19 protein-coding genes are annotated in these 22613 nt (G+C 64.8%); 15 read left to right on the forward strand and 4 right to left on the reverse strand.

The window, feature by feature from the left end:
- Window positions 1–84: 84 nt before the first annotated feature.
- From AB3X86_RS10090 to AB3X86_RS10100, 3 genes are read left to right on the forward strand one after another with little or no spacing between them, the layout of a single operon-like run.
- Window positions 85–1125, forward strand: a complete 1041-nt coding sequence (locus AB3X86_RS10090; protein ID WP_368595829.1) for an ABC transporter substrate-binding protein — start codon at window positions 85–87, stop codon at window positions 1123–1125.
- A 50-nt stretch (window positions 1126–1175) separates the two neighbouring features.
- Window positions 1176–2558, forward strand: a complete 1383-nt coding sequence (locus AB3X86_RS10095; protein WP_368595830.1) for a sensor histidine kinase — start codon at window positions 1176–1178, stop codon at window positions 2556–2558.
- 31 nt (window positions 2559–2589) lie between these two features.
- Window positions 2590–3285, forward strand: coding sequence for a response regulator (locus AB3X86_RS10100; RefSeq protein ID WP_368595831.1), 696 nt, complete (start codon window positions 2590–2592; stop codon window positions 3283–3285).
- An 81-nt stretch (window positions 3286–3366) separates the two neighbouring features.
- Here AB3X86_RS10100 and AB3X86_RS10105 read toward each other — a convergent pair whose 3' ends face one another.
- Window positions 3367–4206 (reverse strand): DNA-binding transcriptional regulator, encoded by an 840-nt coding sequence (locus AB3X86_RS10105; RefSeq protein ID WP_368595832.1) that lies wholly within the window; start codon window positions 4204–4206, stop codon window positions 3367–3369.
- Between the two features lie 220 nt (window positions 4207–4426).
- On the opposite strand from AB3X86_RS10105, the gene AB3X86_RS10110 reads away from it, so the two are divergent.
- The 8 genes from AB3X86_RS10110 (at window position 4427) to AB3X86_RS10145 (ending at window position 15310) form a co-directional block, all read left to right on the forward strand.
- Window positions 4427–6289, forward strand: a complete 1863-nt coding sequence (locus AB3X86_RS10110; RefSeq protein ID WP_368595833.1) for a bifunctional 3-(3-hydroxy-phenyl)propionate/3-hydroxycinnamic acid hydroxylase — start codon at window positions 4427–4429, stop codon at window positions 6287–6289.
- 1 nt (window position 6290) lies between these two features.
- Window positions 6291–7241, forward strand: coding sequence for a 3-carboxyethylcatechol 2,3-dioxygenase (locus AB3X86_RS10115; RefSeq protein ID WP_368595834.1), 951 nt, complete (start codon window positions 6291–6293; stop codon window positions 7239–7241).
- Between the two features lie 18 nt (window positions 7242–7259).
- A complete protein-coding gene (locus AB3X86_RS10120; RefSeq protein ID WP_184225252.1) occupies window positions 7260–8069 on the forward strand; it encodes a 2-keto-4-pentenoate hydratase in 810 nt (269 codons plus the stop codon).
- A 35-nt stretch (window positions 8070–8104) separates the two neighbouring features.
- Complete coding sequence (locus AB3X86_RS10125) at window positions 8105–9055, forward strand: acetaldehyde dehydrogenase (acetylating) (protein WP_368595835.1); 951 nt, start codon at window positions 8105–8107, stop codon at window positions 9053–9055.
- 13 nt (window positions 9056–9068) lie between these two features.
- The gene (gene dmpG, locus AB3X86_RS10130) at window positions 9069–10094 is read left to right on the forward strand and encodes a 4-hydroxy-2-oxovalerate aldolase (RefSeq protein ID WP_176106773.1); all 1026 of its coding nucleotides are present in this window, start codon (window positions 9069–9071) and stop codon (window positions 10092–10094) included.
- 101 nt (window positions 10095–10195) lie between these two features.
- Window positions 10196–11458, forward strand: a complete 1263-nt coding sequence (gene mhpT, locus AB3X86_RS10135; RefSeq protein ID WP_368595836.1) for a 3-(3-hydroxy-phenyl)propionate transporter MhpT — start codon at window positions 10196–10198, stop codon at window positions 11456–11458.
- Window positions 11459–11539: 81 nt separating this feature from the next.
- Window positions 11540–12424 (forward strand): alpha/beta fold hydrolase, encoded by an 885-nt coding sequence (locus AB3X86_RS10140; RefSeq protein ID WP_368595837.1) that lies wholly within the window; start codon window positions 11540–11542, stop codon window positions 12422–12424.
- A 657-nt stretch (window positions 12425–13081) separates the two neighbouring features.
- Window positions 13082–15310, forward strand: a complete 2229-nt coding sequence (locus tag AB3X86_RS10145; RefSeq protein ID WP_368595838.1) for an NADP-dependent isocitrate dehydrogenase — start codon at window positions 13082–13084, stop codon at window positions 15308–15310.
- Between the two features lie 188 nt (window positions 15311–15498).
- On the opposite strand, the gene AB3X86_RS10150 is transcribed toward AB3X86_RS10145, so the two are convergent.
- On the reverse strand, window positions 15499–15726 hold the full coding sequence (locus AB3X86_RS10150; RefSeq protein ID WP_013092475.1) for a hypothetical protein: 228 nt from the start codon (window positions 15724–15726) through the stop codon (window positions 15499–15501).
- A 353-nt stretch (window positions 15727–16079) separates the two neighbouring features.
- Window positions 16080–16976 carry a LysR family transcriptional regulator gene (locus tag AB3X86_RS10155; RefSeq protein WP_176126375.1) on the reverse strand — a complete coding sequence of 299 codons (897 nt, stop codon included), beginning with the start codon at window positions 16974–16976 and terminating at the stop codon, window positions 16080–16082.
- Between the two features lie 98 nt (window positions 16977–17074).
- Between AB3X86_RS10155 and AB3X86_RS10160 the strand changes: the two genes are divergently transcribed.
- Genes AB3X86_RS10160 through AB3X86_RS10170 form a run of 3 tightly spaced genes read left to right on the forward strand, consistent with a single transcriptional unit; the run spans window position 17075 to window position 20070 of the window.
- Complete coding sequence (locus tag AB3X86_RS10160) at window positions 17075–18379, forward strand: CitMHS family transporter (protein ID WP_368595839.1); 1305 nt, start codon at window positions 17075–17077, stop codon at window positions 18377–18379.
- A 25-nt stretch (window positions 18380–18404) separates the two neighbouring features.
- Window positions 18405–19778: an acyclic terpene utilization AtuA family protein gene (locus AB3X86_RS10165; protein ID WP_368595840.1), complete on the forward strand. Its 1374-nt coding sequence runs from the start codon at window positions 18405–18407 to the stop codon at window positions 19776–19778.
- On the forward strand, window positions 19765–20070 hold the full coding sequence (locus tag AB3X86_RS10170) for a hypothetical protein (RefSeq protein ID WP_368595841.1): 306 nt from the start codon (window positions 19765–19767) through the stop codon (window positions 20068–20070). The genes AB3X86_RS10165 and AB3X86_RS10170 overlap by 14 nt, the downstream gene beginning before the upstream one ends.
- Before the next feature lie 57 nt (window positions 20071–20127).
- Here the strand turns inward: AB3X86_RS10170 and AB3X86_RS10175 are convergent, their stop codons facing one another.
- Complete coding sequence (locus AB3X86_RS10175; protein ID WP_176126372.1) at window positions 20128–20838, reverse strand: FadR/GntR family transcriptional regulator; 711 nt, start codon at window positions 20836–20838, stop codon at window positions 20128–20130.
- A 414-nt stretch (window positions 20839–21252) separates the two neighbouring features.
- Here AB3X86_RS10175 and AB3X86_RS10180 point away from each other — a divergent pair, with 414 nt between their 5' ends.
- Window positions 21253–22584, forward strand: coding sequence for an MFS transporter (locus AB3X86_RS10180; RefSeq protein ID WP_368595842.1), 1332 nt, complete (start codon window positions 21253–21255; stop codon window positions 22582–22584).
- Window positions 22585–22613: the final 29 nt, after the last annotated feature.

Genomic DNA, 22613 nt, shown 5'->3' on the forward strand with positions numbered 1-22613 from the left:
AGCATCGGGAAGGGTTCGGCCCTTCAGAATCACGGGCAGGCGACCCGCGCGGCGCCCAGAGCAAGATAACGGAGACACCCGCAAATGAAGCTTTCCCCGACGCGTCTTTCGCGCGCGGCCTATGCCGTCGTGGCGGCGTCGCTCGCATGGTGCGCGCTCGCGAGGGTGGCGACGCCTGCGCAAGCGGCCGAGCCGGAGAAACTCGCGATCATGGTGGGCGGCACCAACAAGCTCATCTATCTGCCGGCGCGTCTTGCCGAACAGCTCGGCTATTTCAAGGCGGAAGGGCTCGACGTCGAACTGCTGTCGCAGCCGACTGGAATAGAGGGCGAGAATGAAATGCTCGCCGGCGCGGTGCAGGGCGTGGTCGGCTTTTACGATCACACTATCGATCTGCAGACACGCGGCAAGGAAGTGAAGACAATCGTCGTGTTCAGCCAGGTGCCGGGCGAAGTGCAACTGGTCGCGGCGAAGTCGGCCGCTTCGATCCGCAGCATGGCCGACGTGCGAGGCAAGACGCTCGGCGTCACCGGGCTCGGTTCCTCGACGAGTTTTCTGACGCAATACCTCGCACAGCGCGCGGGCGTGCCGTCCACGCAATACACGCTGCTGCCGGTCGGCGCGGACAGCAGTTTCATCGCGGCGATGCGGGAAGGACGCATTCACGCGGGTATGACGACCGAGCCGACCGTCACTCAGCTATTGAAGGCGGGCGACGCCAAAGTACTCGTCGATATGCGCAACGTCGACGGCACGCGCGCCGCGCTCGGCGGCATGTATCCGGCGTCGAGCCTCTACGTGCAAAGCACGTGGCTCGACGCGCATCCCGACGAAGCCGCGAAACTCGCGCGCGCATTCGTGAGGACACTGCGCTATATGCATACCCACAGCGCGGAACAGATCGCCGCGCGGATGCCAAAAGAAGACATCGGCAACGACAAGGCACTGTATATCAGCGCGTTGCAGGCTTCGCTGCCGATGTACACCGTCGATGGCAAGATGCCCGCCGACGGTCCGCAGACGGTGCTGAAGGTACTGTCGAGTTTCAATCCGGCGGTGAAGGGGCGGTATATCGATCTGTCGCGCACCTTCACCAACCAGTTCGTCTCTGACGTGAAGCCTTGAAAGCGGGCTGACCGCGTGGGTCGCATCGAGCACAAGAGGATCGGCACATCGTGTTTTCAGGTAGTTTGCGCGGACGCTTGTTGTGGTGGCTGCTGTTGCCGCTGGCCGCGTTCGTCTCCATTTCAGTCGTCATTTCGTATCGGTTCGCGCAGAACACCGCGGACCTGGTGCAGGACAATGCGCTGCTGTCGTCGATGCGGATCATCGGCGAGGATATTGACTGGGACAACGGTTCGGTGTCGATCCAGATTCCGCCGGCCGCGCTCGAACTGTTCGAATCGCCGGAACAGGACACGGTTTTCTATCGCGTCGAGGCGGGCGGCCATCGTTTGCTCGCGGGCATCCCCGATTTGCCGCTGCCGCCGCATGTGAGCGACAAGCCCACGCTTTATTCCACCCATTTCGCCGACGGCCGCGCGGCGCGCGCGGTCGCCTACGCGCGGCAGCTTTACGACTCGGGACACACCGAGGAAGTGATCGTCGCGGTCGCGAAGACGGAGGGCTCGCGCGACGCGATGGTGTGGCGTCTGCTGCGGCCGCAATTGTCCGGCGAAGTTCTGACGCTGGTGCTGGCGATGGTGTTCGTCTACCTCGGCCTGACCTTCGAACTGCTGCCGCTGATGAAGGTGAAGGACGACGTTGCCGATCGCAATGCGTCGCAGCTCGAACCGATTCGCGTCGCGCGTCTGCACGTCGAGCTGAGGCCGATCGTCGAGGCGATCAACCAGTGCATCGCGCGAATGGGCCAGCAGGCCGCGACGCAGCGTCAATTCATCTCCGATGCAGCGCATCAGTTGCGCACGCCGCTCGCGCTGCTGGCCGCGCAGATCCAGTTCGCGCGGCAACGCGATAGCCGCGACGCCCCGCTCGACGAAGCGCTCGCGGGCATGCACAAGAGCAGCCGCAAGCTGACCACGCTGACCAACAAGCTGTTGCTGCTCGCGCAGGCCGAGTCGGCCGCGCCGCTGAACGTGCCGGAGCGGATCGATCTGAGCGCGTTGATCGCGGGCGTGCTCGAGGAGCTGATCGCGTTTGCGCAGTCGCGAGAGATCGATCTGGGCGCGGAGCTGGAAGACGGCCTGTACGTGACCGGTGACGAAGCATTGACCGCGGCCCTCGTGACCAATCTGGTCGACAACGCGCTGCGCTATACGCAGGCGGGCGGGCGCGTCACGGTGCAGACGCAGCGGCGCGACGACATGGCGATCGTGCGTGTAATCGACAACGGGCCCGGCATCAAGGCCGATGCGCGCGAGCGAGTGTTCGAGCGCTTCTATCGCGCGTCGAGTCATGCGGAAGGGACTGGTCTCGGCTTGCCGATCGTGCGCGAGATTGCGCATCGCCAGGGCGGCAGCGTGACGCTCGAATCGAACGCAGGCGGCGCGGGCCTCGTTGCGACGGTCGAGATGCGCTTATGGCTCGGCGCAACCTGACGTCGCGCGACTCACCAATGAGAGGACAACGATGAAACTGCTGCTCGTGGAAGACGACGCCGACCTCGCGCGCTGGGTGATGAACCTGATGCAAGTCGAGCACTTCGCGATCGACTGGGCGCAAAACGGCGAATGCGCGGAGACGCTGCTCGGTCTGCAATGCTATGACGCGGTGCTGCTCGATCTGCGCCTACCTGGCATGAGCGGCAAGGAGGTGCTCGCGAGGTTGCGCCGCAAGCGCGACAACGTGCCGGTGCTGATGCTGACCGCGAATGGCTCGACCGACGACAAGGTGGCCTGCTTTTCGGCGGGTGCGGACGACTATGTGGTCAAGCCCTTCGATGCGCGTGAACTGGTGGCGCGCATCAAGGCGCTGATTCGCCGTCAGGCCGCGGGAGACAGAGGGCAGTCGACCGAATGCGGCAATCTGCGTTATCTGTTCGATTCCCGCGAATTCGTGCTGCAGGACCAACGCCTGTCGTTGCGCCGCCGCGAACACGCGATCCTCGAAGCGCTGATACTGAAGCAGGGCAAGACCGTCTCCAAAGCCACGCTGATGGACAAGATCTTCACGCTCGACGAAGAGCCGAGCGCCGACGCGATCGATATCTATATTCACCGGCTGCGCAAACATCTCGCGGCATCGACCGCGAAGATCATGACCTTGCGCGGACTCGGCTATATCTTGCGCGAAGAAGAACCGCACGAGGCATTTGCGTCCGCCTGAGATGACCGCGCGATAGGAGCGCGTTTGCACGCGGTTCCGAAGTGCCAGGCGGATGATCTTGATAAGGTTTCGAAAGCGGTCTCACGAGTTGCGCTCGCGCCCCGTACGCGTTTTAGCCGCTCCGCTCTTCGCGCTGCTCTGCGCCGCGAGTTCCTCGACCATCTCACGCGCAGCCGTCTGCAACTCGGGCACATAGCGCCGCTTCGCTTCCGCAAGCGACACCGCGCGCGACAGAAACACCACGTTCAAGCTCGCGAGCACCCGTTCCTCGAACACGATCGCGACGGCGACCGCGCCGATCTTCCCCTGGTCCGCCCAGTCGCCGTGATTCGAACCGAACCCATCCGCGCGCACGCGTCTCACGAGACTGTGGATCAACGCGTCGTTCGACGCGAGCGCCTTCTGCTCCTCGCCGCCCGCGCCCGCGCGCAGCAGATCGAGAATGTCCTCGCGCTCTTCATCGGGGCACATCGCGAAGTACGCGCGGCCCGCCGCGGTCAACAGCATCGGCAAACGGCGGCCGACCATCGCGCGATGAAACGACAGCGTACTGAAGCGGTGCGTGGTCTCGCGGATGATCATCGCGTCGCCGTCGGGCGTGGTCAGATCGGACGGCCACGCAACACGTTGCAGCAGACGCCCCATGACCGGCGGCGCGATGGTCGCGATGCGTTCGTCGTCCGTGAAGCCTTCGCTCAGCGCGCGCACTTTCAGCGTGAGCCGGAAGCTGTCGTCCGACGCGCTGCGCCGCACGAAGCCTTCTTCCATCAACGTCTCCAGAAGCCGCCGCGCGGTGGTGCGATGCAGGCCGGTCAGCTCGCTGATCTGCTGGCTCGTCGCGCGGCCGCTGTCCATCGAGTTGAGTGCTTGCAGCACCTGCAAGCCGCGCGACAGACCTCGCACGTTCGTGTATTTGGTCACTTAAAAACCTCAATTAAATCAGCTATGTGCATTCTATGCACATTTTCCAGATTTTGTTGAGCGGGCAGGTGGCCGGTCCTAGACTGCCAACAAATCAACGATTTCATGGAGACGCGAGCGGTTGCCCGCAGGCGATTTTCGCCGTGGCCAGCGCTGGTTCCCGCCGCCGCGCTCCGTGAATAGCTCGACCCGGTCAATCCGGTCGACATACGGAGACAACATGCCCCAACCGCTCGACCCGGTGGCCGCGCAAGGCCACAGCGGAACCGTCACCACCGACGTCGCGATCATCGGCGCCGGCCCGGTCGGTTTGATGATCGCCAACTATCTCGGCCTGCAGGGCGTACGCGTCGTGCTGATCGAAAAGCTCGAGAAGATCATCGATTATCCGCGCGCAATTGGCCTCGATGACGAAGCACTGCGCGTGTTCCAGTCCGTCGGCCTCGCGGATGCGTTGCTGCCGCACACGACTCCCGATCACTGGATGCGCTTCGTCACCCGCAACGGTCACTGCTTCGCATCGATCGAACCGCGCACCGACGAATTCGGCTGGTCGCGCCGCAACGCGTTCATTCAGCCGCTGGCCGATCGCGTGCTGTACGACGGCCTGCAACGCTTCCCGCACGTCGAGGTGCTGTTCGGCCACACCGTCAACTCGTTCACGCAGGACGGCAGCGGCGTCACGATCGAAGCGGAACACGCGCAGAGCGGCCGCCGCACGATCCGCGCGTCGTACATGGTCGGCGCGGACGGCGGCAACAGCTTCGTGCGCCGCACGCTCGACGTGCCGTTCGAGGGCCGCACGAAACCGAATCAGTGGATCGTCGTCGATGTGCGCAACGACCCGATCGGCTCGCCGCACGTGTACATGCACTGCGATCCACGACGCCCGTATGTCTCGGCCGCGCTGCCGCACGGCATTCGCCGCTTCGAATTCATGGTGATGCCCGGTGAGACCGAGGAAGAGCTGTCGAAGCCGGAGAACATGGCCGCGCTGATCCGCAAAGTCGTCGCCGAGCCGGACAAGGTCGACTACATCCGCAAGCGCGTCTATACGCACAACGCGCGCCTTGCGAGCAGCTTTCGCGTGAACCGCGTGCTGCTCGCCGGCGACGCCGCGCACATCATGCCGGTATGGCAGGGCCAGGGCTACAACAGCGGCATTCGCGACGCTAGCAACCTCGGCTGGAAACTCGCGATGGTGGTCAAGGGAGTCGCCGGCGATGCGCTGCTCGATACCTATACCGCCGAGCGCCGTTCGCATGCGCGCTCGATGATCCACCTCTCCGAAGTGGCGGGCGACATTTTCGCGCCGACGAGCCGCTTCGGCATCAAGTTCCGCGACGCGTTCGTGCGTACGTTCAACTGGTTTCCGGCGGTCAAGCGCTACTTCGTCGAAATGCGTTTCAAGCCGATGCCGCGCTATGAAAGCGGCGTCGTGTTGCTCGCGCACACGCCGCGCAAGCGTGGCTGGCTCGCGCGCGTGCTCGAACGCTCGGGCCATTCCGCGCCGGGCCGCCTGCTCGGTCTGATGAGCGAGAAGCGCGAGTCGCGCCTCGGCCGTCTCGTGTATGGACGCGACCCGCATTGTCATTCGCCGGTCGGCCGCATGTTCATTCAGCCGCGCGTGCGTACGGCGAGCGGCGAGATCGTGCGACTCGACGATGTGCTCGGCAACCGCTTCGCGATCGTCGGCTGGGGCGCGGAACCGACCTTCGGTTTGTCGGAGGAAGCGCGCGCGATCTGGCAGCGGCTCGGCGGCTGCTTCGTGGTCGCGAAGCCGGATACGCAACTGTCTTTTCATGACGACGTGCCAGAAGACGTGATCGCGATCGGCGATGTGAACACGCGGCTGAAGGACTGGTTCACGCGAGTGCCGGAGTCGGTCGTGCTGTTGCGTCCGGATCGTTTCGTCGCGGGCATGGGCTCGCCGCAGCAGGTGTCGCAACTGGTCGTCGAACTCGCGCGGAAGCTGCAACTCGACGCGGCAACGCGTGCGGATGTGGCGAATGCCGGCAACGAAGCAGCGTTCGCGCGCGACGCCGTTGCCACTCTCGCAACCGCTGCAAGCGCCGGAGCCTGATATGCCGATGCTGCTCGAATGCCTATCGCACACGCCGTTGCACGGCTATTACGATCCCGCGCCCGAAGTCGTCGCCGAAGTCGAGCGTGTGCATGCGGCGGCGCGTGCGCGCGTCGTCGAGTTCGATCCCCAACTGGTCGTCGTGTTCGCGCCCGATCATTACAACGGTTTCTTCTATGACGTGATGCCGCCGTTCTGCATCGGCGCATCGGCGAGCGCGATCGGCGACTTCAAGAGCCTCGCCGGTCCGCTGAATGTGCCCGCCGATACGGCGCTCGAACTGGCCGAAGCGGTGCTCGCGAGCGACGTCGACGTCGCGGTCTCCTACCGCATGCAGGTCGATCACGGTTGCGCGCAAGCGCTGGAGATTCTGACCGGCGGACTCGATCGATATCCGGTCGTGCCGGTGTTCATCAATTCGGTGGCCGCGCCGATGGCTTCATGCCGCCGCGCGCGTCTGCTCGGCGATGCGTTGGGCCGCGCGCTCGCACGCTCGAATCAACGCGTGCTCGTGATCGGCTCGGGCGGCATCTCGCATGAGCCGCCGGTGCCGGAACTCGCGGGCGCGAGCGAGGAAGTCGCCGAGCGTCTGATCGCGGGCCGCAATCCGTCGGCCGAGTCGCGCGCGGCGCGGCAGGCACGCACGATTGCGGCGGCGCACGCGTTCACCGCGGGCGACAGCCATCTGCATCCGCTCAATCCCGAATGGGATCGCTCGTTCCTGAAGCTGCTCGAAGACGGCGAGCTCACCGCGCTCGACGGCCTGACCAACAACGCAATCACGCGCGATGGCGGCAAGTCCGCGCACGAAATCCGCACGTGGATCGCCGCGTTCGGCGCGCTGAACGCGAGCGGCCCGTATCGCGCGTCGCTCGATTACTACCGTCCGATCCCCGAATGGATCGCGGGCTTCGGCGCGATGCACGCGCGACCCGTGACTGCCCACGTTTAACCGAATCTGGAATCCCCTATGAACACTCAAAGCAACATCGACGCGTTGGCCCTGCGCCTGCGCGAATCGGAACGTACGCGCGTGACCATCGCGCCGCTGCGCGACGACGCGCGTTTCGTCGAACTGCCGAACCCGGCCGACGCCGAGCAGCTCGCGTATGCGGTGCAGCAGGCCAACGTGGCTGCGCGCGTCGCGGCGGGCGAGCGCATCGTCGGCCGCAAGATCGGACTCACGTCGCCGGCCGTGCAGCGTCAACTCGGTGTCGATCAACCTGACTTCGGCGCGCTGTTCGCATCGATGGCGTATGGCGACAGCCAGCCGATTCCTCTCGGCGAGCTGATCCAGCCGAAGGTCGAGGCGGAGATCGCGCTCGTGCTCGAGCACGATCTGCTGCACGAGCGCCACACGTATGCCGATCTGATGCGCGCAACCGCGTATGCGGTCGCGGCGATCGAAGTGGTGGACAGTCGCATCGAGGGCTGGAACATCCGCTTCGTCGATACGGTCGCGGACAACGCGTCGAGCGCGCGCTTCGTGCTCGGCAGCCGCCCGGTGCTGCTGCGCGATGTCGATCTCGCGGCCTGCGCGATGACGCTGTCGAACGATGCCGAAGTCCTGTCGCGCGGCAATGGCGCCGCGTGTCTCGGCAATCCGCTGAATGCCGCTGCCTGGCTCGCGGATCGGATGGTCCGGCTCGGCACGCCGCTGCGTGCCGGCGACGTGCTGATGACGGGCGCTTTGGGCCCGATGGTCGCGGTCAGGCAGCCGGGCACCTTTAGCGCGCAGATCGACGGTCTCGGCAGCGTCCGCGCGACCTTCTCCGCATAAAGCAAGCACTCGCAAGCACTCGATTGGGAACTCATATGGCAAGCGAAAAACTCAAGGCCGCGATCATCGGCTCGGGCAATATCGGCACCGATCTGATGATCAAGATCCTGCGTCACGGCAAGCATCTCGAAGTCGCGGCGATGGTCGGCATCGATCCGAACTCGGACGGTCTCGCGCGCGCCGCGCGGCTTGGCGTCGCGACCACGCATGAAGGCGTCGAAGGTCTGACACGTCTGCCGGTATTCAATGACATCGACTTCGTGTTCGACGCGACCTCGGCCGGCGCACACGTGAAGAACGATGCGCTATTGCGAAAGCTGAAGCCTTCGATTCGCGTGATCGATCTGACGCCGGCCGCGATCGGGCCGTACTGCGTGCCGGTCGTCAATCTCGACGCGCATATCGGCGCGCCCAACGTGAACATGGTGACCTGCGGCGGACAGGCGACCATCCCGATGGTCGCGGCCGTGTCGCGCGTGGCGAAGGTGCATTACGCGGAGATCGTCGCGTCGATCAGCAGCAAGTCGGCCGGTCCCGGCACGCGCGCGAATATCGATGAATTCACCGAGACCACGTCGAAGGCGATCGAAGCGGTCGGCGGCGCGGCGAAAGGCAAGGCGATCATCGTGCTCAATCCGGCCGAGCCGCCGGTGATGATGCGCGACACCGTCTATACGCTGTCGGACCTCGCAGATCGCGCGATGGTCGAGGCGTCGATCGAGCAGATGGCCGCCGCGGTTCAGGCGTACGTGCCCGGCTATCGTCTGAAGCAGAAGGTGCAGTTCGACGAAATTCCCGCGAACGCGCCACTCAACATTCCGGGCCTCGGCCGCTTTAGCGGCCTGAAGACGTCGGTCTTCATCGAGGTCGAAGGCGCCGCGCATTACCTGCCAGCCTATGCCGGCAATCTCGACATCATGACTTCGGCCGCGCTCGCGACCGCCGAGCGTATGGCGCAGGCGCTCGTGCAGGCATCAGAGGCTTAAGGAGACTTCCCGCATGGATAAGAAACTGTATATCTCCGACGTGACGCTGCGCGATGGCAGCCACGCGATTCGTCACCAGTACTCGATCCAGAACGTGCAGGACATCGCACGCGCATTGGACCGCGCGAAAGTGGACAGCATCGAAGTCGCGCACGGCGACGGCCTGCAAGGTTCGAGCTTCAACTACGGCTTCGGCGCGCATAGCGACCTCGAATGGATCGAAGCGGTCGCGGATGTCGTCGAGCACGCGCAGATCGCGACGCTGCTGCTGCCCGGCATCGGCACGATTCACGACCTGAAGGCTGCGTACAACGCGGGCGCGCGCGTGGTGCGCGTGGCGACCCACTGCACGGAAGCGGACATTTCGAAGCAGCACATCGAATACGCGCGCGAACTCGGCATGGACACCGTCGGCTTCCTGATGATGAGCCACATGACCACGCCGGAGAACCTCGCCATCGAAGCGAAGAAGATGGAGAGCTACGGCGCGACCTGCATTTACGTGGTCGATTCGGGCGGCGCGCTGACGATGAACGACGTGCGCGACCGCTTCCGCGCGGTGAAGGCCGTGCTAAAACCCGAAACGCAGACGGGCATGCACGCGCACCACAACCTGTCGCTCGGCGTGGCGAATTCGATCGTCGCGGTCGAAGAAGGCTGCGATCGCATCGATGCATCGCTCGCGGGCATGGGCGCGGGCGCGGGCAACGCGCCGCTCGAAGTGTTCATCGCGGCAGCGGAGCGCATGGGCTGGAATCACGGCACTGACCTCTACACGCTGATGGACGCCGCCGACGACATCGTGCGTCCGCTGCAGGACCGGCCGGTGCGCGTGGACCGCGAAACGCTCGCGCTCGGCTATGCGGGCGTGTATTCGAGCTTCCTGCGTCATTCGGAAGTGGCCGCGAAGAAGTACGGTCTAAAGACCGTCGACATTCTGGTCGAGCTGGGCAAGCGCCGCATGGTCGGCGGCCAGGAAGACATGATCGTGGATGTCGCACTGGATCTGAAGCGCGGATCCGACGCAGTGGCCTCATGACCCAGACGCTGCGCGGTGGCGCCGCATGCCGCGCGCGCAGCGTTCATTTCATCCAGCAAGGTCGCCGCAAGAGCGACGCTGATTCAACATTGGAGACATTCATGCGGCAGTCAACACAAGCAACACAAATAGCGCAGTCGACGAAACCTCTTGCCAGCGGCGCGCTGACGATCGCGCTCTGCCTGATCGTCGCGCTGCTCGAAGGCGTCGACCTGCAATCGACCGGCCTCGCTGCACCGCGCATGGCGCGCGAATTTCATCTCGCGGTCGCGCAGCTGGGCTGGGCGTTCAGCATCGGCGCATTCGGGCTGCTGCCCGGAGCCGCGATCGGCGGACGTCTCGCCGACCGGCTCGGGCGCAAGCGCGTGCTGATGTGGTCGGTCGCGCTGTTCGGCCTCTTCTCGCTCGCGACCGCGCAGGTATGGGATCTGAACAGCCTGCTCGCCGCGCGCTTTCTGACCGGCCTCGGTCTTGGTGCGGCGATGCCGAATCTGATCGCGCTGTGCTCGGAAGCGGCGCCGCCGCATCAGCGCAACACCGCGGTCGGCGCGATGTATTGCGGCATGCCGTTCGGCGCGGCGCTTGCGGCGGTGGTCGGCATCGTCAGCCCGGGCGATGAGGGCTGGCGGCATATCTTCTACGTCGGCGGGTTCGGGCCGTTGCTGGTGCTGCCGCTGCTTGCGCTGTTCATGCGCGAGTCGGCGCAGTTCGTCGCGGCGCGTGCAACCACGGGCGCGCGGCACGATGCAGCCGCTAGCGTGACGCGCGCGCTGTGGCAGGAAGGGCGCGCGGGCACGACGATCGCATTGTGGATCAGCTATCTCGGCACGCTGATCGTGCTGTATTTCCTGATCAACTGGCTGCCGTCGCTCGTGTTGACGCGCGGTCTGACGCGCGTGCAGTCGGGTGTCGTGCAGATGATGTTCAACATCGGCGGCGGCATCGGCGCGATCGTGATCGCCGGCATGATGGACCGGATGGGCCGGCGCCGCACGGTCGCGGGCATGTATGTCGGCATCGTCGTTGCGCTTGGCGCGTTGCTGAGCGCGCACGGCGGCGCGTCGATGGCGTGGGGCGGGCTGCTCGCGGGGCTGTTCCTGGTCGGCGGCCAGTCGGTGCTCTACGCGCTGGCGAGCAGCCTGTACCCGACCGAAGTGCGTGGCACCGGCGTCGGCGCGGCCGTGGCGGTGGGCCGTCTCGGCTCGATCCTCGGACCGTTGATCGCGGGGCAACTTCTCGCAATCGGCCAGGGCGCGAGCGTGCTGCTCGGCGCGAGCATTCCGCTGATCGCGGTTGCCGCGATCGGCGCGTGGCTCGTCGTGAATCGCTCGACACTTCGATACACCGCGGTGGCCGCGCAGTAGTTTTGCGGCCTGAAATATGGAGCGGGTTCGCCGTCGGCGGCGGTTCGCAGTCACTCAACTCGTGAAACACAGGAATTCGACATGAGCAATACCAACACGCAAGCAGTGGCGATCAGTGAAGAAGCGACCAGCAAATTCGTCCGGATCACTGAAGATGGCCGCGAGGTGCAGCTGCACTACAACGACGTGGGGCAGGGCGCGGAAACGGTCGTGATGCTGCACGGCTCGGGACCGGGTGCGACCGGCTGGGCCAACTTCAATCGCAACGTCGAGCCGCTCGTCGCGGCCGGCTATCGCGTGATCCTGATGGACTGCCTCGGGTGGGGCAGGAGCGACCCGGTCGTCTGCAAGGGTTCGCGCGCGGAACTCAACGCGCGCTGCCTGAAGGCATTGCTCGATGCGCTCGATATCGAGCGCGCGCATATCATCGGCAACTCGATGGGTGGGCATAGCGCGGTCGCGTTCGCGCTCGCTGAACCGCAGCGCGTCGGCAAGCTCGTGCTGATGGGCGGCGGCACCGGCGGCCCGAGCCAGTTCGTGCCGATGCCGACCGAAGGCATCAAGCTGCTGCAGGGGCTGTACCGCAACCCGACCATCGAGAACCTGCAGCGCATGATGAGCGTCTTCGTGTTCGACACGAAGGCGTTGACCGAGGATCTGATGCAGGCGCGTCTCGCGAATATGCTGGCACGGCGCGACCACCTCGAGAACTTCGTCGCGAGCCTCGCCGCGAATCCGAAACAGTTCAACGACTATGGGCCGCGCCTCGGCGAAGTGGCCGCGCCGACGCTCGTGATCTGGGGCCGCGACGATCGCTTCGTGCCGATGGACGTCGGGCTGCGGCTCGTCGCCGGGATGCCGAACGCCGATCTGCATGTGTTCGGCCGCTGCGGGCATTGGGCGCAGTGGGAGCATGCGGACAAGTTCAACCGGATGGTGGTTGAGTTTCTCGGACGCGAGGGGTAAGGCGGGTCGTTATTGCGAGCGACTGGCGCGCCGTTGCGGCGGCGGGCTGGTTGCTTCTTTTTACCCGTTTCCCGGCGCTATACGACTTAAACCCGCGCGCGGCGAGTGACGCAATCACTCCGCTGCCGGCATCCGACTCGCACTGTTTCGCGTGCGAGCATCCCCGTCCGCGCCTCCCCCTCTTCCCCCGTCTAACCGTCGACTCCCGCACCATCGGATGCGGATCTGTCCACTCTGCTGTGGACGCTCGCGCGCCGTCCGTCGACGAAGCCGGCAGGGGACGTCGTGGCGCGCGTAGCGCAGGCCCGATTGGCAGGCGGCGACTGAAGCGCGCGGGACTTGCGGCTCCTCAATGCGATCCATTCGCATTTAGCCAAAAATAATATGTCGCAAGTCATCTATAAGATATCTGTCTTAAGACACGGCTAATCGGCCGCAAACCCTTGCCAGCCGGGGCTCGACCCTTTTCGGCGGGGTCTCGCGACCTGTTTGTTTGCCCACATTTAGCGGAAAACGCGCATATACTCTCGGTCGTATCGCAAAACGAAGGTCGCGGGGTTGCGTCGTGCCGAACCGGCGCCGTCGCCATCGCGCCGCGATTTGGGCTGGCCTCGACTGCCAACGCTCTGTCTATCACTTCCTAGCAAAGCATTAATCATGTCCACACCGCCGAAGATCATCTACACCCTGACCGACGAAGCGCCCGCACTGGCGACGTACTCGCTGCTGCCGATCGTCAAGGCGTTCACGCGCTCGTCCGACGTGCTCGTCGAAACGCGTGACATCTCGCTCGCCGGCCGGATCATCGCCGCATTTCCCGACTACCTGAGCGCGGAACAGAAGGCTTCCGACGATCTGGCGGAGCTCGGTGGACTCACCACGCGCCCGGAAGCGAACATCATCAAGCTGCCGAACATCAGCGCGTCGGTGCCGCAGCTGAAGGCCGCGATCGCCGAGCTGCGCGACCAGGGCTACAAGCTGCCGTCGTACCCGGACGTCGCGACGACCGACGCCGAGAAGGACGTCAAGGCCCGTTACGACAAGATCAAGGGCAGCGCGGTGAACCCGGTGCTGCGCGAAGGCAACTCGGACCGCCGCGCGCCGCTGTCGGTCAAGAACTATGCGCGCAAGCATCCGCACAAGATGGGCGCGTGGAGCGCGGACTCGAAGTCGCACGTCTCGCACATGAGCGGTGGCGATTTCTACGGCAGCGAGAAGTCGGCGCTGATCGCGCAAGCCGGTAGCGTGAAGATCGAGCTGGCCGCCGCGGACGGCACGACCACGGTCCTGAAGGCGAAGACGCCGGTGCTGGCAGGCGAAATCATCGACGCGTCGGTGCTGAGCAAGAACGCGCTGCGCAGCTTCATCGAAGTGCAGATCGCCGACGCGAAGGCGAACGGCGTGCTGTTCTCGGTGCACCTGAAGGCCACGATGATGAAGGTCTCGGACCCGATCATCTTCGGCCACGTGGTGTCGGTGTTCTACAAGGACGTGCTCGCGAAGCACGCAGAGGCGCTCGCCAAGGTCGGCTTCAACCCGAACAACGGTATCGGCGACCTGTACGCGCGTCTGAAGGATCTGCCGGCTGAAACGGCAGCGGCGATCGAAGCCGACATCAAGGCGCAGTACGAACAGCGTCCGCCGCTCGCGATGGTCAACTCGGACAAGGGCATCACGAGCCTGCACGTGCCGAGCGACGTGATCGTCGACGCCTCGATGCCGGCGATGATCCGAGAGTCGGGCAAGATGTGGGGCGCCGACGGCGCGCTGCACGACGCGAAGGCGGTGATTCCGGACCGTTGCTACGCCGGTGTGTACCAGGCTGTGATCGAAGACTGCAAGAAGCACGGCGCGTTCGATCCGGTCACGATGGGCACGGTGCCGAACGTCGGCCTGATGGCGCAAGCCGCAGAGGAATACGGTTCACACGACAAGACGTTCCAGATCCCGGCGAACGGCGTCGTCCGCGTGACCGACGAAGCCGGCGCGGTGCTGCTGGAGCAGCCGGTCGAGGAAGGCGACATCTTCCGTATGTGCCAGACCAAGGACGCGCCGATCCGCGACTGGGTCAAGCTCGCGGTGAACCGCGCCCGCGCGACCAACACGCCGGCAGTGTTCTGGCTCGACCCGGTGCGCGCGCACGATGCGCAGATCATCAAGAAGGTCGAACAGTACCTGAAGGATCACGACACCAACGGTCTCGACATCCGCGTGATGACGCCGGTCGACGCGACGAAGTTCTCGGTCGAGCGCATCCGCGCGGGCAAGGACACGATCTCGGTCACCGGCAACGTGCTGCGCGACTACCTGACCGACCTGTTCCCGATCATGGAACTGGGCACCAGCGCGAAGATGCTGTCGATCGTTCCGCTGATGGCCGGTGGCGGCATGTTCGAAACCGGCGCGGGCGGTTCGGCGCCGAAGCACGTGCAGCAGCTGGTCGAAGAAGGCTTCCTGCGCTGGGATTCGCTCGGTGAATTCCTGGCGCTGGCCGCATCGCTCGAACATCTGAGCACCGCGTATCACAACCCGAAGGCGCAGGTTCTCGCGAAGACGCTCGATCAGGCGACCGGCAAGTTCCTCGACAACGACAAGTCGCCGGCGCGCAAGGTCGGCGGCATCGACAATCGCGGCAGCCACTTCTACCTCGCGATGTACTGGGCCGAAGCACTGGCCGCGCAAACCGACGACGCGGCGCTGCAAGCGCAGTTCGCGGGCGTCGCGAAGGCGATGGCCGACAACGAGGCGAAGATCGTCGCGGAACTCGGCGCGGCGCAGGGCAAGCCGGTGGATATCGGCGGCTACTACCGTCCGAACGTCGAGCTGACCAGCAAGGCGATGCGCCCGAGCGCGACGCTGAACGCGATCGTCGATTCGGTGGCTTGACGCCGTACGGGCCGCTGATGCGGTAAGCGTCGCGGCCGCAGCTACGCGGGCCCGGAAAGCCACGCGGTAAGCGCGCAGCGCAACCGCGGACAAAGCCGCAAGCAGGACCGCAAATACGACAATGGCGCCTTCGGGCGCCATTGTCGTTTCTGCTTTCACTGCTACGTCGCCGTCGGTCATATACGTCCTTATACGTGAACGATTTCCCAATCGGCGAGCTTCTCCGGAATTTCGAGTGTCGACGTGTCGAGCTCGGACAGATGCTCGCAGCTCAGGCCGCGCGCGAGGTCGTCGGCGGCCTGTTGCGGGCTCGAGAATTCTCCGAGCGTTTCGTTGCCGTAGGTGGCTTCCCAGCCGTCCTGACCCGGCAGAATGTAGAACGCTCCCTGCGTCGAACCAAAGCGAAAGCCTTTCATTTTTTGTCTCCCAGTTGCCAATAAAAAAGCCGCGATTCGTGACGGCTTCTGCGCAATCTGTGGGTGGCCATTTCGCGAGGCCCCTCGAATCCGACTGCGTGAAGCGCGTGCTCTTGTGAAAGAGTCTACGTCAGGGAGTCGGCTGGCAAGCGGGCGTCAAACCGTTCTTTATCTTAAAAACATTTGTGTAAAAACAACGGGTTGCGCGTTTCATTTTGCGATGTGCAACGACGCCGGACATCGTGAAATGCCCGGTTTGTGCCCCGCACCATGATTTTTTACGACGCGCGGCATCGTTTCGTATCGTGAAAACTAGGGGCTGCGCGCGACGGGCAAAACGATGCCATGCGGCCCTATGACGCGTCGATCCGTTCGATCAGCATCGCGACGAAGGTCTCGCTCACCGGCGGCAAGGTTCGGCCACGCTTTCTGATCAGCGCGATGCGGCGCGTGAACGCGGCTTCGTCGATCGGCCGCGCGACCAGTTCGGGTTCCGCGCGTACCTCGCGTGCCGACGCCGGCAGGATCGTGATGCCGAGCCCGGCGCGCGCCATCGCGACCGCGCTCATCATGTAGGTCGGCTCGCAGGCGATGCGCGGCTCACATTGCGCGTCGGCGAACGCGCTGTCGACGACCGCACGCACGCTCGTGCCCTGGGCGGTCAGCACGAGCGGCTCGTTGGCGAGATCGGCGAGCGTGACGGGCCGGCGCCGCCGCGCGAGTGCGTGCTGCTTCGGCAACACGGCGACCAGCCGGTCGATGCCCTCATGCAGCACCTCGAGCCCGCTGTCGTTCAGCTCGCCGCCGGTCAGCCCGATATCGACTTCCTCGTTGCGCACCAGCGTGTTGACCATGCTCGCGACGACGTCGCGCACCTCGAAGCCGACGCGCGGCACGGCTTTTCTCAGCGCCTGCACCAGCTCGGGTAGCACGCTCGCCGCGAAGGTCGGCAGACAAGCGATGCGCACCGTGCCGCTCGCGCCTTCGCCCAGCGAGCGTGCATCGCGCAGCACGTGCTCCATGTCGTGCAGCGATTTCTGCAGCACGGGCAGCAGCTCGCGGCCGGTCGGCGTCAGCGCGACATTGCGGCTGTTGCGATCGAACAAGCGCAGGCCGACTGTTTCCTCGAGCCGGCGAATCTGCACCGTCAACGCCGGTTGCGACAGATGCAGCCGCGCGGCCGCGCGCGTGAAGCTGCCCGTTTGCGCGACCGCGATAAACGCCCGGATGTCCCGCAGATTCAGATCCATGATGATTTGTGATTGCTGCGATCAACTCATTTCAATTGTTTTATTGCTGCCGCGAACTTACGCTCGATCACACTAAAAAACAACCTGGAGACAAGCTCATGCTGCCATTGCTGGGGCTGGCTACCATCGTCGTGCTGCTCGGCGCGATCCTGTCCAAACGCATGTCGCCGCTCGTCGCGCTGATCGTCGTGCCCCTCGCGGCATCGCTGCTCGGCGGCTTCGGCCTGCAGACCAGCAAGTTCGTCGTCGATGGTCTGAAAAGCCTCGCGCCGGTCGTCTGCATGTTCGTATTCGCGATCCTGTACTTCGGCACGATCACCGACGCCGGCATGCTCGACCCGATCATCGAGCGTATCCTGCGCGCGGTCGGCACGCGGCCCACGCGCATCGTGATGGGCACCACGCTGCTCGCGCTGCTGATCCACCTCGACGGCTCCGGCGCCGTCTGCTTCCTCGTCACGATTCCCGCGATGCTGCCGCTTTACGATCGCCTGAAGATGGACCGGCGCGTGCTCGCCGCGGCGGTATCGATGGCGGCCGGTATCAACTTCCTGCCGTGGACGGGGCCGATGATTCGCGCGTCTGCGTCGCTGCATCTGCCGATCTCGGCGCTATTCAATCCGCTGATTCCGGTGCAGGCGATCGGCCTCGTATTCGTGTTCTCGATGGCGTACTGGCTCGGGCGGCGCGAGGAAAAGCGCCTCGGCCTCACTGCCGCGAGCGGGTCCGTGCCGATGCCCCAACGCGAACTGACGCCAGAACAACAGGCGCTGCGCCGCCCGCAAAACTTCTGGTTCAACATCGTGTTGACGCTCGTCGTGCTGGGCACGATGGTCGTGATGGGCGAGAAGATTCCGCCGGCCGTTATGTTCATGGTGGGCCTGTGCATCGCGTTGATGGTCAACTATCCGAACGTCGACATGCAGCGCAAACGGATCGACGCGCATGCGCGCGCCGCGCTGATGATGGCCGGCATCTTGCTCGCGGCCGGCGTGTTCACCGGCGTGATGCAGGGCAGCGGCATGCTGAAGGCGATGGCGCAGGCGGCGGTCGGCTTCGTGCCGCCGGCGATGGCGAGCCATATTCCGATCGTGCTCGGCCTGCTGTCGATGCCGCTCAGCATGCTGTTCGATCCCGATTCCTTTTATTTCGGCGTACTGCCGGTGATCGCGGAAGTGGCGGGCCAGCTCGGCGTGCCCGCAGTGCACGTCGGGCAGGCCGCGTTGCTCGGACAAATGACCACCGGTTTTCCGGTCAGCCCGCTCACACCCGCGACGTTCCTCGTGGTCGGCCTGTGCGGTATCGAGCTGGCCGATCATCAAAGATTCACGTTTCCCCTGCTGTTCGGCGCGTCGGTCGTGATGACGATCGCCTGCGTCGCGTTCGGGATCTTTCCCCTGTGAGCTTCATTGAACGGACGGGAGCACCATGACAGCCACTGAATCTGAACGCATCGTGCGCATCGGCGCTGGCGCGGGCTATTCGGGCGACCGCATCGAACCCGCGCTCGAACTCGCGGAACACGGCCACCTCGACTATCTCGTGTTCGAATGCCTCGCCGAACGCACGATCGCGATCGCGCAGCAGGCGCGCAGCAAGGACGCGGAGCTCGGCTACGACCCGCTGCTCGAAGCGCGCATGCGCGCGGTGCTGCCCGTCGCCGCGCGCAACGGCGTGCGTATCGTGTCGAACATGGGCGCGGCCAATCCTCGCGCGGCGGCGCGCAGGACCGCACAGATCGCGCGCGAGTTCGGTCTCGGCGCGCTGAGGATTGCCGCCGTCACCGGCGACGACGTGCTCGACGTCGTGCGTGCGGGCGACTTCCATTTCGTCGAATCGGGCGACGCGGTGGCCGCGTACGAGGACCGGTTGATATCGGCGAATGCGTATCTCGGCGCGAGCGGCATCGTCGACGCGCTGGCGGCCGGCGCGCAGATCGTGCTGACCGGGCGCGTCGCCGACCCGTCGCTGTTCGTCGCGCCGCTGGTCCACGAATTCGGCTGGCGCATGGACGACTGGCCGATGCTCGGCCAGGCGACGGTAATCGGCCATCTGCTCGAGTGCGCAGGGCAGATCACCGGCGGCTATTTCGCAGACCCCGGCTTCAAGGACGTGCCGAATCTCGCGCGGCTCGGCTTTCCGATCGCCGAAGTTGCGCGGGACGGTTCGGTAGTGATCACGAAGCTCGCGCAAAGTGGCGGGCTCGTGACCGAGGCGACGTGCAAGGAGCAGTTGCTGTACGAGATTCACGATCCGCGTCGCTATCTGCAACCCGACGTGGTGGCCGATTTCTCGCAGGTGCGCGTCGAGCAGGAAGGCCCGGACCGTGTGCGCGTCACCGGCGGTGGCGGCACGGAGCGCACCGCGACGCTGAAAGTGTCGGTTGCGTATTTCGACGGCTATATCGGCGAAGGGCAGATTTCGTACGGCGGACCGGGTGCGCTTGCGCGGGCACGGCTCGCTCTCGATATCGTGCGCGAACGGCTCGCGCTGACCGGTGTAGAGACGCGTGAACTGCGCTTCGATCTGATCGGCGTGAACGCACTGCACGGTGACACGGTGGCGGCTGGTCACGGCGAGCCGTACGAAGCGCGCGCGCGGGTGGCGGGGCGCACGGCATCGCTCGCGGAGGCGGTGCGCATCGGCAACGAGGTCGAGACGCTGTACACGAACGGACCGGCGGGCGGTGGCGGAGTGACGAAGGCGGCGCGCGAGGTGGTCGCCGTGCAATCGGTGCTGCTGCCGCGCGAGCATGCGACGCCGGCTTTCTCGCTAGTGGAGGCTCGAGATGAAACTACGTGAACTGGCTCATTCGCGCACCGGCGACAAGGGCAATACGCTCAACATCTCGGTGATCTGCTACGACGCGCGGCATTACGAGCGGTTGCGCGATGTGTTGACGCCCGAGCGCGTCAACGCGCATCTGCGTGAGGTGGTGCGCGGTGACGTGGTGCGTCATGAGTTGCCGGGCCTTGCCGCGTTCAACTTCGTGCTCGGCGATGCGCTCGGCGGCGGCGTTACGCGTTCGCTCGCGCTCGATGCGCATGGCAAATCGCTGAGCTCGGCGTTGATGGATCTGGACATGGGGGAATGAGCGGATGCTGCTGGCGGCGTGTCGTGTTGCGGGGCGGTCGGTCAGCCCCGCATGCGATCACACGCCAGCCTTCGTCAAGTCATGCGCGCGGCGCAGACGCTCGCGGCTGTTGCTCAGATGCATGCGCATCGCGGCGCGCGCGTCGTCGGCGTCCTGACGCTCGATCGCGCGATAGATCATCAAGTGCTCGCCGAGCACGCTACGCAGCACCTCGATATGGTCGAGCTCCGCGATCTCGGCCGAACCGAGCCGCGTGCGCGGGCTGACCGAGCGCCCGAGCTGGCTCAGCACGTCGAAGAAGTAGCGGTTGCCGCTCGCGCGTGCAATCTGCAGATGGAACTCGATGTCGTGTGCGAGCGTGTCGGTGCTGCCGCGCTCGAGTTCCGACTCGAAGCGATCGAGTGCGATGCGAATCTGCTTCAGGTTCTGCTCGGTACGCCGCGAGGCCGCGAGCGCGGCCGCGGCCGCTTCGACGTCGATCCGGAACTCGATGATCGCCATCACGTCGAGCATGCTGGTGAGATCGGCGGCGGGAAGCTGCATCGGCTTTTCCGCGGCGGGCGTGAGCACGAACGTGCCGATGCCGTGGCGCGTCTCGACGATCCTCGCTGCCTGCAGACGCGAAATCGCCTCGCGGACCACGGAGCGGCTCACGGACAACTGCTTCATCATCGCGACTTCGGTGGGGATGCGATCGCCTGGCCTCAGCGCCCCGCGACGAATTTCATCGGAAAGGGTGGCCACCACCTTTTCAGTTAGGCTGCTCATTTTTGTGGCTGGTTGACTGATCCAACAAAGTATCGCACAGGACTGTACTCGATTCTGCCGGGTTCGGCGGCATCGGCGCGGGCTATTTTTTCCGGGCGGACGCGCGATGAAGCGAAGATCAGGCGGACATTGGCGCAAACGCATGGGGTGCTGCTAGCGAGCCGCCAATTAAAGACATCGGACGTCTTATCTAGTGAGACCTCGAAGTGAGTTATCACCTTTGAAGCCTTGAATCCGCTATTATTTCAAGGGCGTTGATCCAGACATGCAGGGTAAACACCCAACTGGATTTGCGAAAAATAACGCGGTAGACTGTCGTCAGACAACGTATCAGACCTACCGGCGGGTCTCGCACTCACCTGTTGCGTCGCGCTGCGTTCCACCAGGCCACATGGCCGACAGGGGAGACAAATCTTGACATCAGTTCTGACTGCCGCGCTCGACCCGCTGGAATCAGCGGTCGCGAAGGTGAAGCGCAACGTGTTGCCGCTTTTCCTGATCATGTTCATCGCGAACTATATCGACCGCGTGAACATCGGCTTCGTCAACGCGCACATGAAGACCGATCTCGGCATCGGCGCGGCAGCCTACGGTCTCGGCAGCGGGCTGTTCTTCATCGGCTACGCGCTGTTCGAAGTGCCGTCGAACGTGCTGATGCAGAAGTTCGGCGCGCGCGCGTGGCTCACGCGCATCATGGGCACGTGGGGGCTGGTGGCGGGCGCGATGGCGTTCGTGTGGAACGATACGTCGTTTTACGTGCTGCGGTTCCTGCTCGGCGTCGCCGAGGCGGGCTTCTTTCCCGGCGTCGTCTTTTACTTTACGCAGTGGCTGCCGCAGAAAGAACGCGGCAAGGCGATGGCGATCTTTCTGTCCGGCTCGGCGCTCGCGTCGGTGCTGTCCGGCCCGATCACCGGCTCGCTGCTGTCGATTCGCGGCCTCGGCCTGCAAGGCTGGCAGTGGATGTTCCTGATCGAAGGCGGGTTCTCGATCGTGCTGTGCATCGTCAGCTGGTTGCTGCTGAAGTCGCACATCCGCGACGCGCACTGGCTCACCGGCGAAGAACAGCGCGTGCTCGAACACTCGATCGCGGCCGAACAGGCCGAGCGCGAGGCGCAGGGCGGCGCGCATCTGCCGACGATGAAGCTGCTGAAGGACCCGCAGATCGCGCTGTTCTGCTTCCTGTACTTCGCGATCCAGCTGACGATCTACGCGGCCACTTTCTGGCTGCCCACGATCATCCGCAAGATGGGCGGCCTGTCCGATTTCGAGGTCGGCATGTTCAACGCGATTCCGTGGCTGATCGCGATGGTCGCGATGTATGGTTTCGCGGTCGTATCGGCGAAGTGGCGTCATCAGCAGGGCTGGCTCGCGGTCGCGCTCGTCATCGCGGCGATCGGCCTGTTCGCGTCGACATCGGGCAACCCGGTGTTCTCGTTCGTCGCGATCTGCTTCTCGGCGATCGGCTTCAAGGCGGCGTCGTCGCTGTTCTGGCCGATTCCGCAGGGCTACCTCGATGCGCGCGTCGCCGCCGGCGTGCTCGCGCTGATCAACTCGCTCGGCAACCTCGGCGGCTTCTTCGCGCCCGCTACCTTCGGCTATCTGCAGCAGCACACGGGGTCGATCACGGGCGGCTTGTACGGCCTCGGTGTCGCGTCGCTGCTCGCGGCTGGGGCCGGCTTCCTGACGCGCAACAAGCCCGGCAATCGCGAGCCGGCGCCCGAGTCGTTGCGCGGCAACGCGCATTGACTACACTGACGGCTCGTATGCGGCCGTCA

It is taken from the genome of Paraburkholderia sp. BR14374 (genome assembly GCF_040948685.1).
Classification (GTDB): Bacteria; Pseudomonadota; Gammaproteobacteria; order Burkholderiales; family Burkholderiaceae; genus Paraburkholderia; species Paraburkholderia youngii.

Excerpts from the sequence above, each read along its gene's own strand:
- AB3X86_RS10090 (WP_368595829.1), top strand. The coding sequence starts at position 85 with ATGAAGCTTTCCCCGACGCGTCTTTCGCGCGCGGCCTATGCCGTCGTG.
- AB3X86_RS10100 (WP_368595831.1), top strand. The coding sequence starts at position 2,590 with ATGAAACTGCTGCTCGTGGAAGACGACGCCGACCTCGCGCGCTGGGTG.
- AB3X86_RS10110 (WP_368595833.1), top strand. The coding sequence starts at position 4,427 with ATGCCCCAACCGCTCGACCCGGTGGCCGCGCAAGGCCACAGCGGAACC.
- AB3X86_RS10115 (WP_368595834.1), top strand. The coding sequence starts at position 6,291 with ATGCCGATGCTGCTCGAATGCCTATCGCACACGCCGTTGCACGGCTAT.
- AB3X86_RS10120 (WP_184225252.1), top strand. The coding sequence starts at position 7,260 with ATGAACACTCAAAGCAACATCGACGCGTTGGCCCTGCGCCTGCGCGAA.
- AB3X86_RS10125 (WP_368595835.1), top strand. The coding sequence starts at position 8,105 with ATGGCAAGCGAAAAACTCAAGGCCGCGATCATCGGCTCGGGCAATATC.
- dmpG (WP_176106773.1), top strand. The coding sequence starts at position 9,069 with ATGGATAAGAAACTGTATATCTCCGACGTGACGCTGCGCGATGGCAGC.
- mhpT (WP_368595836.1), top strand. The coding sequence starts at position 10,196 with ATGCGGCAGTCAACACAAGCAACACAAATAGCGCAGTCGACGAAACCT.
- AB3X86_RS10140 (WP_368595837.1), top strand. The coding sequence starts at position 11,540 with ATGAGCAATACCAACACGCAAGCAGTGGCGATCAGTGAAGAAGCGACC.
- AB3X86_RS10145 (WP_368595838.1), top strand. The coding sequence starts at position 13,082 with ATGTCCACACCGCCGAAGATCATCTACACCCTGACCGACGAAGCGCCC.
- AB3X86_RS10150 (WP_013092475.1), bottom strand. The coding sequence starts at position 15,726 with ATGAAAGGCTTTCGCTTTGGTTCGACGCAGGGAGCGTTCTACATTCTG.
- AB3X86_RS10155 (WP_176126375.1), bottom strand. The coding sequence starts at position 16,976 with ATGGATCTGAATCTGCGGGACATCCGGGCGTTTATCGCGGTCGCGCAA.
- AB3X86_RS10160 (WP_368595839.1), top strand. The coding sequence starts at position 17,075 with ATGCTGCCATTGCTGGGGCTGGCTACCATCGTCGTGCTGCTCGGCGCG.
- AB3X86_RS10165 (WP_368595840.1), top strand. The coding sequence starts at position 18,405 with ATGACAGCCACTGAATCTGAACGCATCGTGCGCATCGGCGCTGGCGCG.
- AB3X86_RS10170 (WP_368595841.1), top strand. The coding sequence starts at position 19,765 with ATGAAACTACGTGAACTGGCTCATTCGCGCACCGGCGACAAGGGCAAT.
- AB3X86_RS10175 (WP_176126372.1), bottom strand. The coding sequence starts at position 20,838 with ATGAGCAGCCTAACTGAAAAGGTGGTGGCCACCCTTTCCGATGAAATT.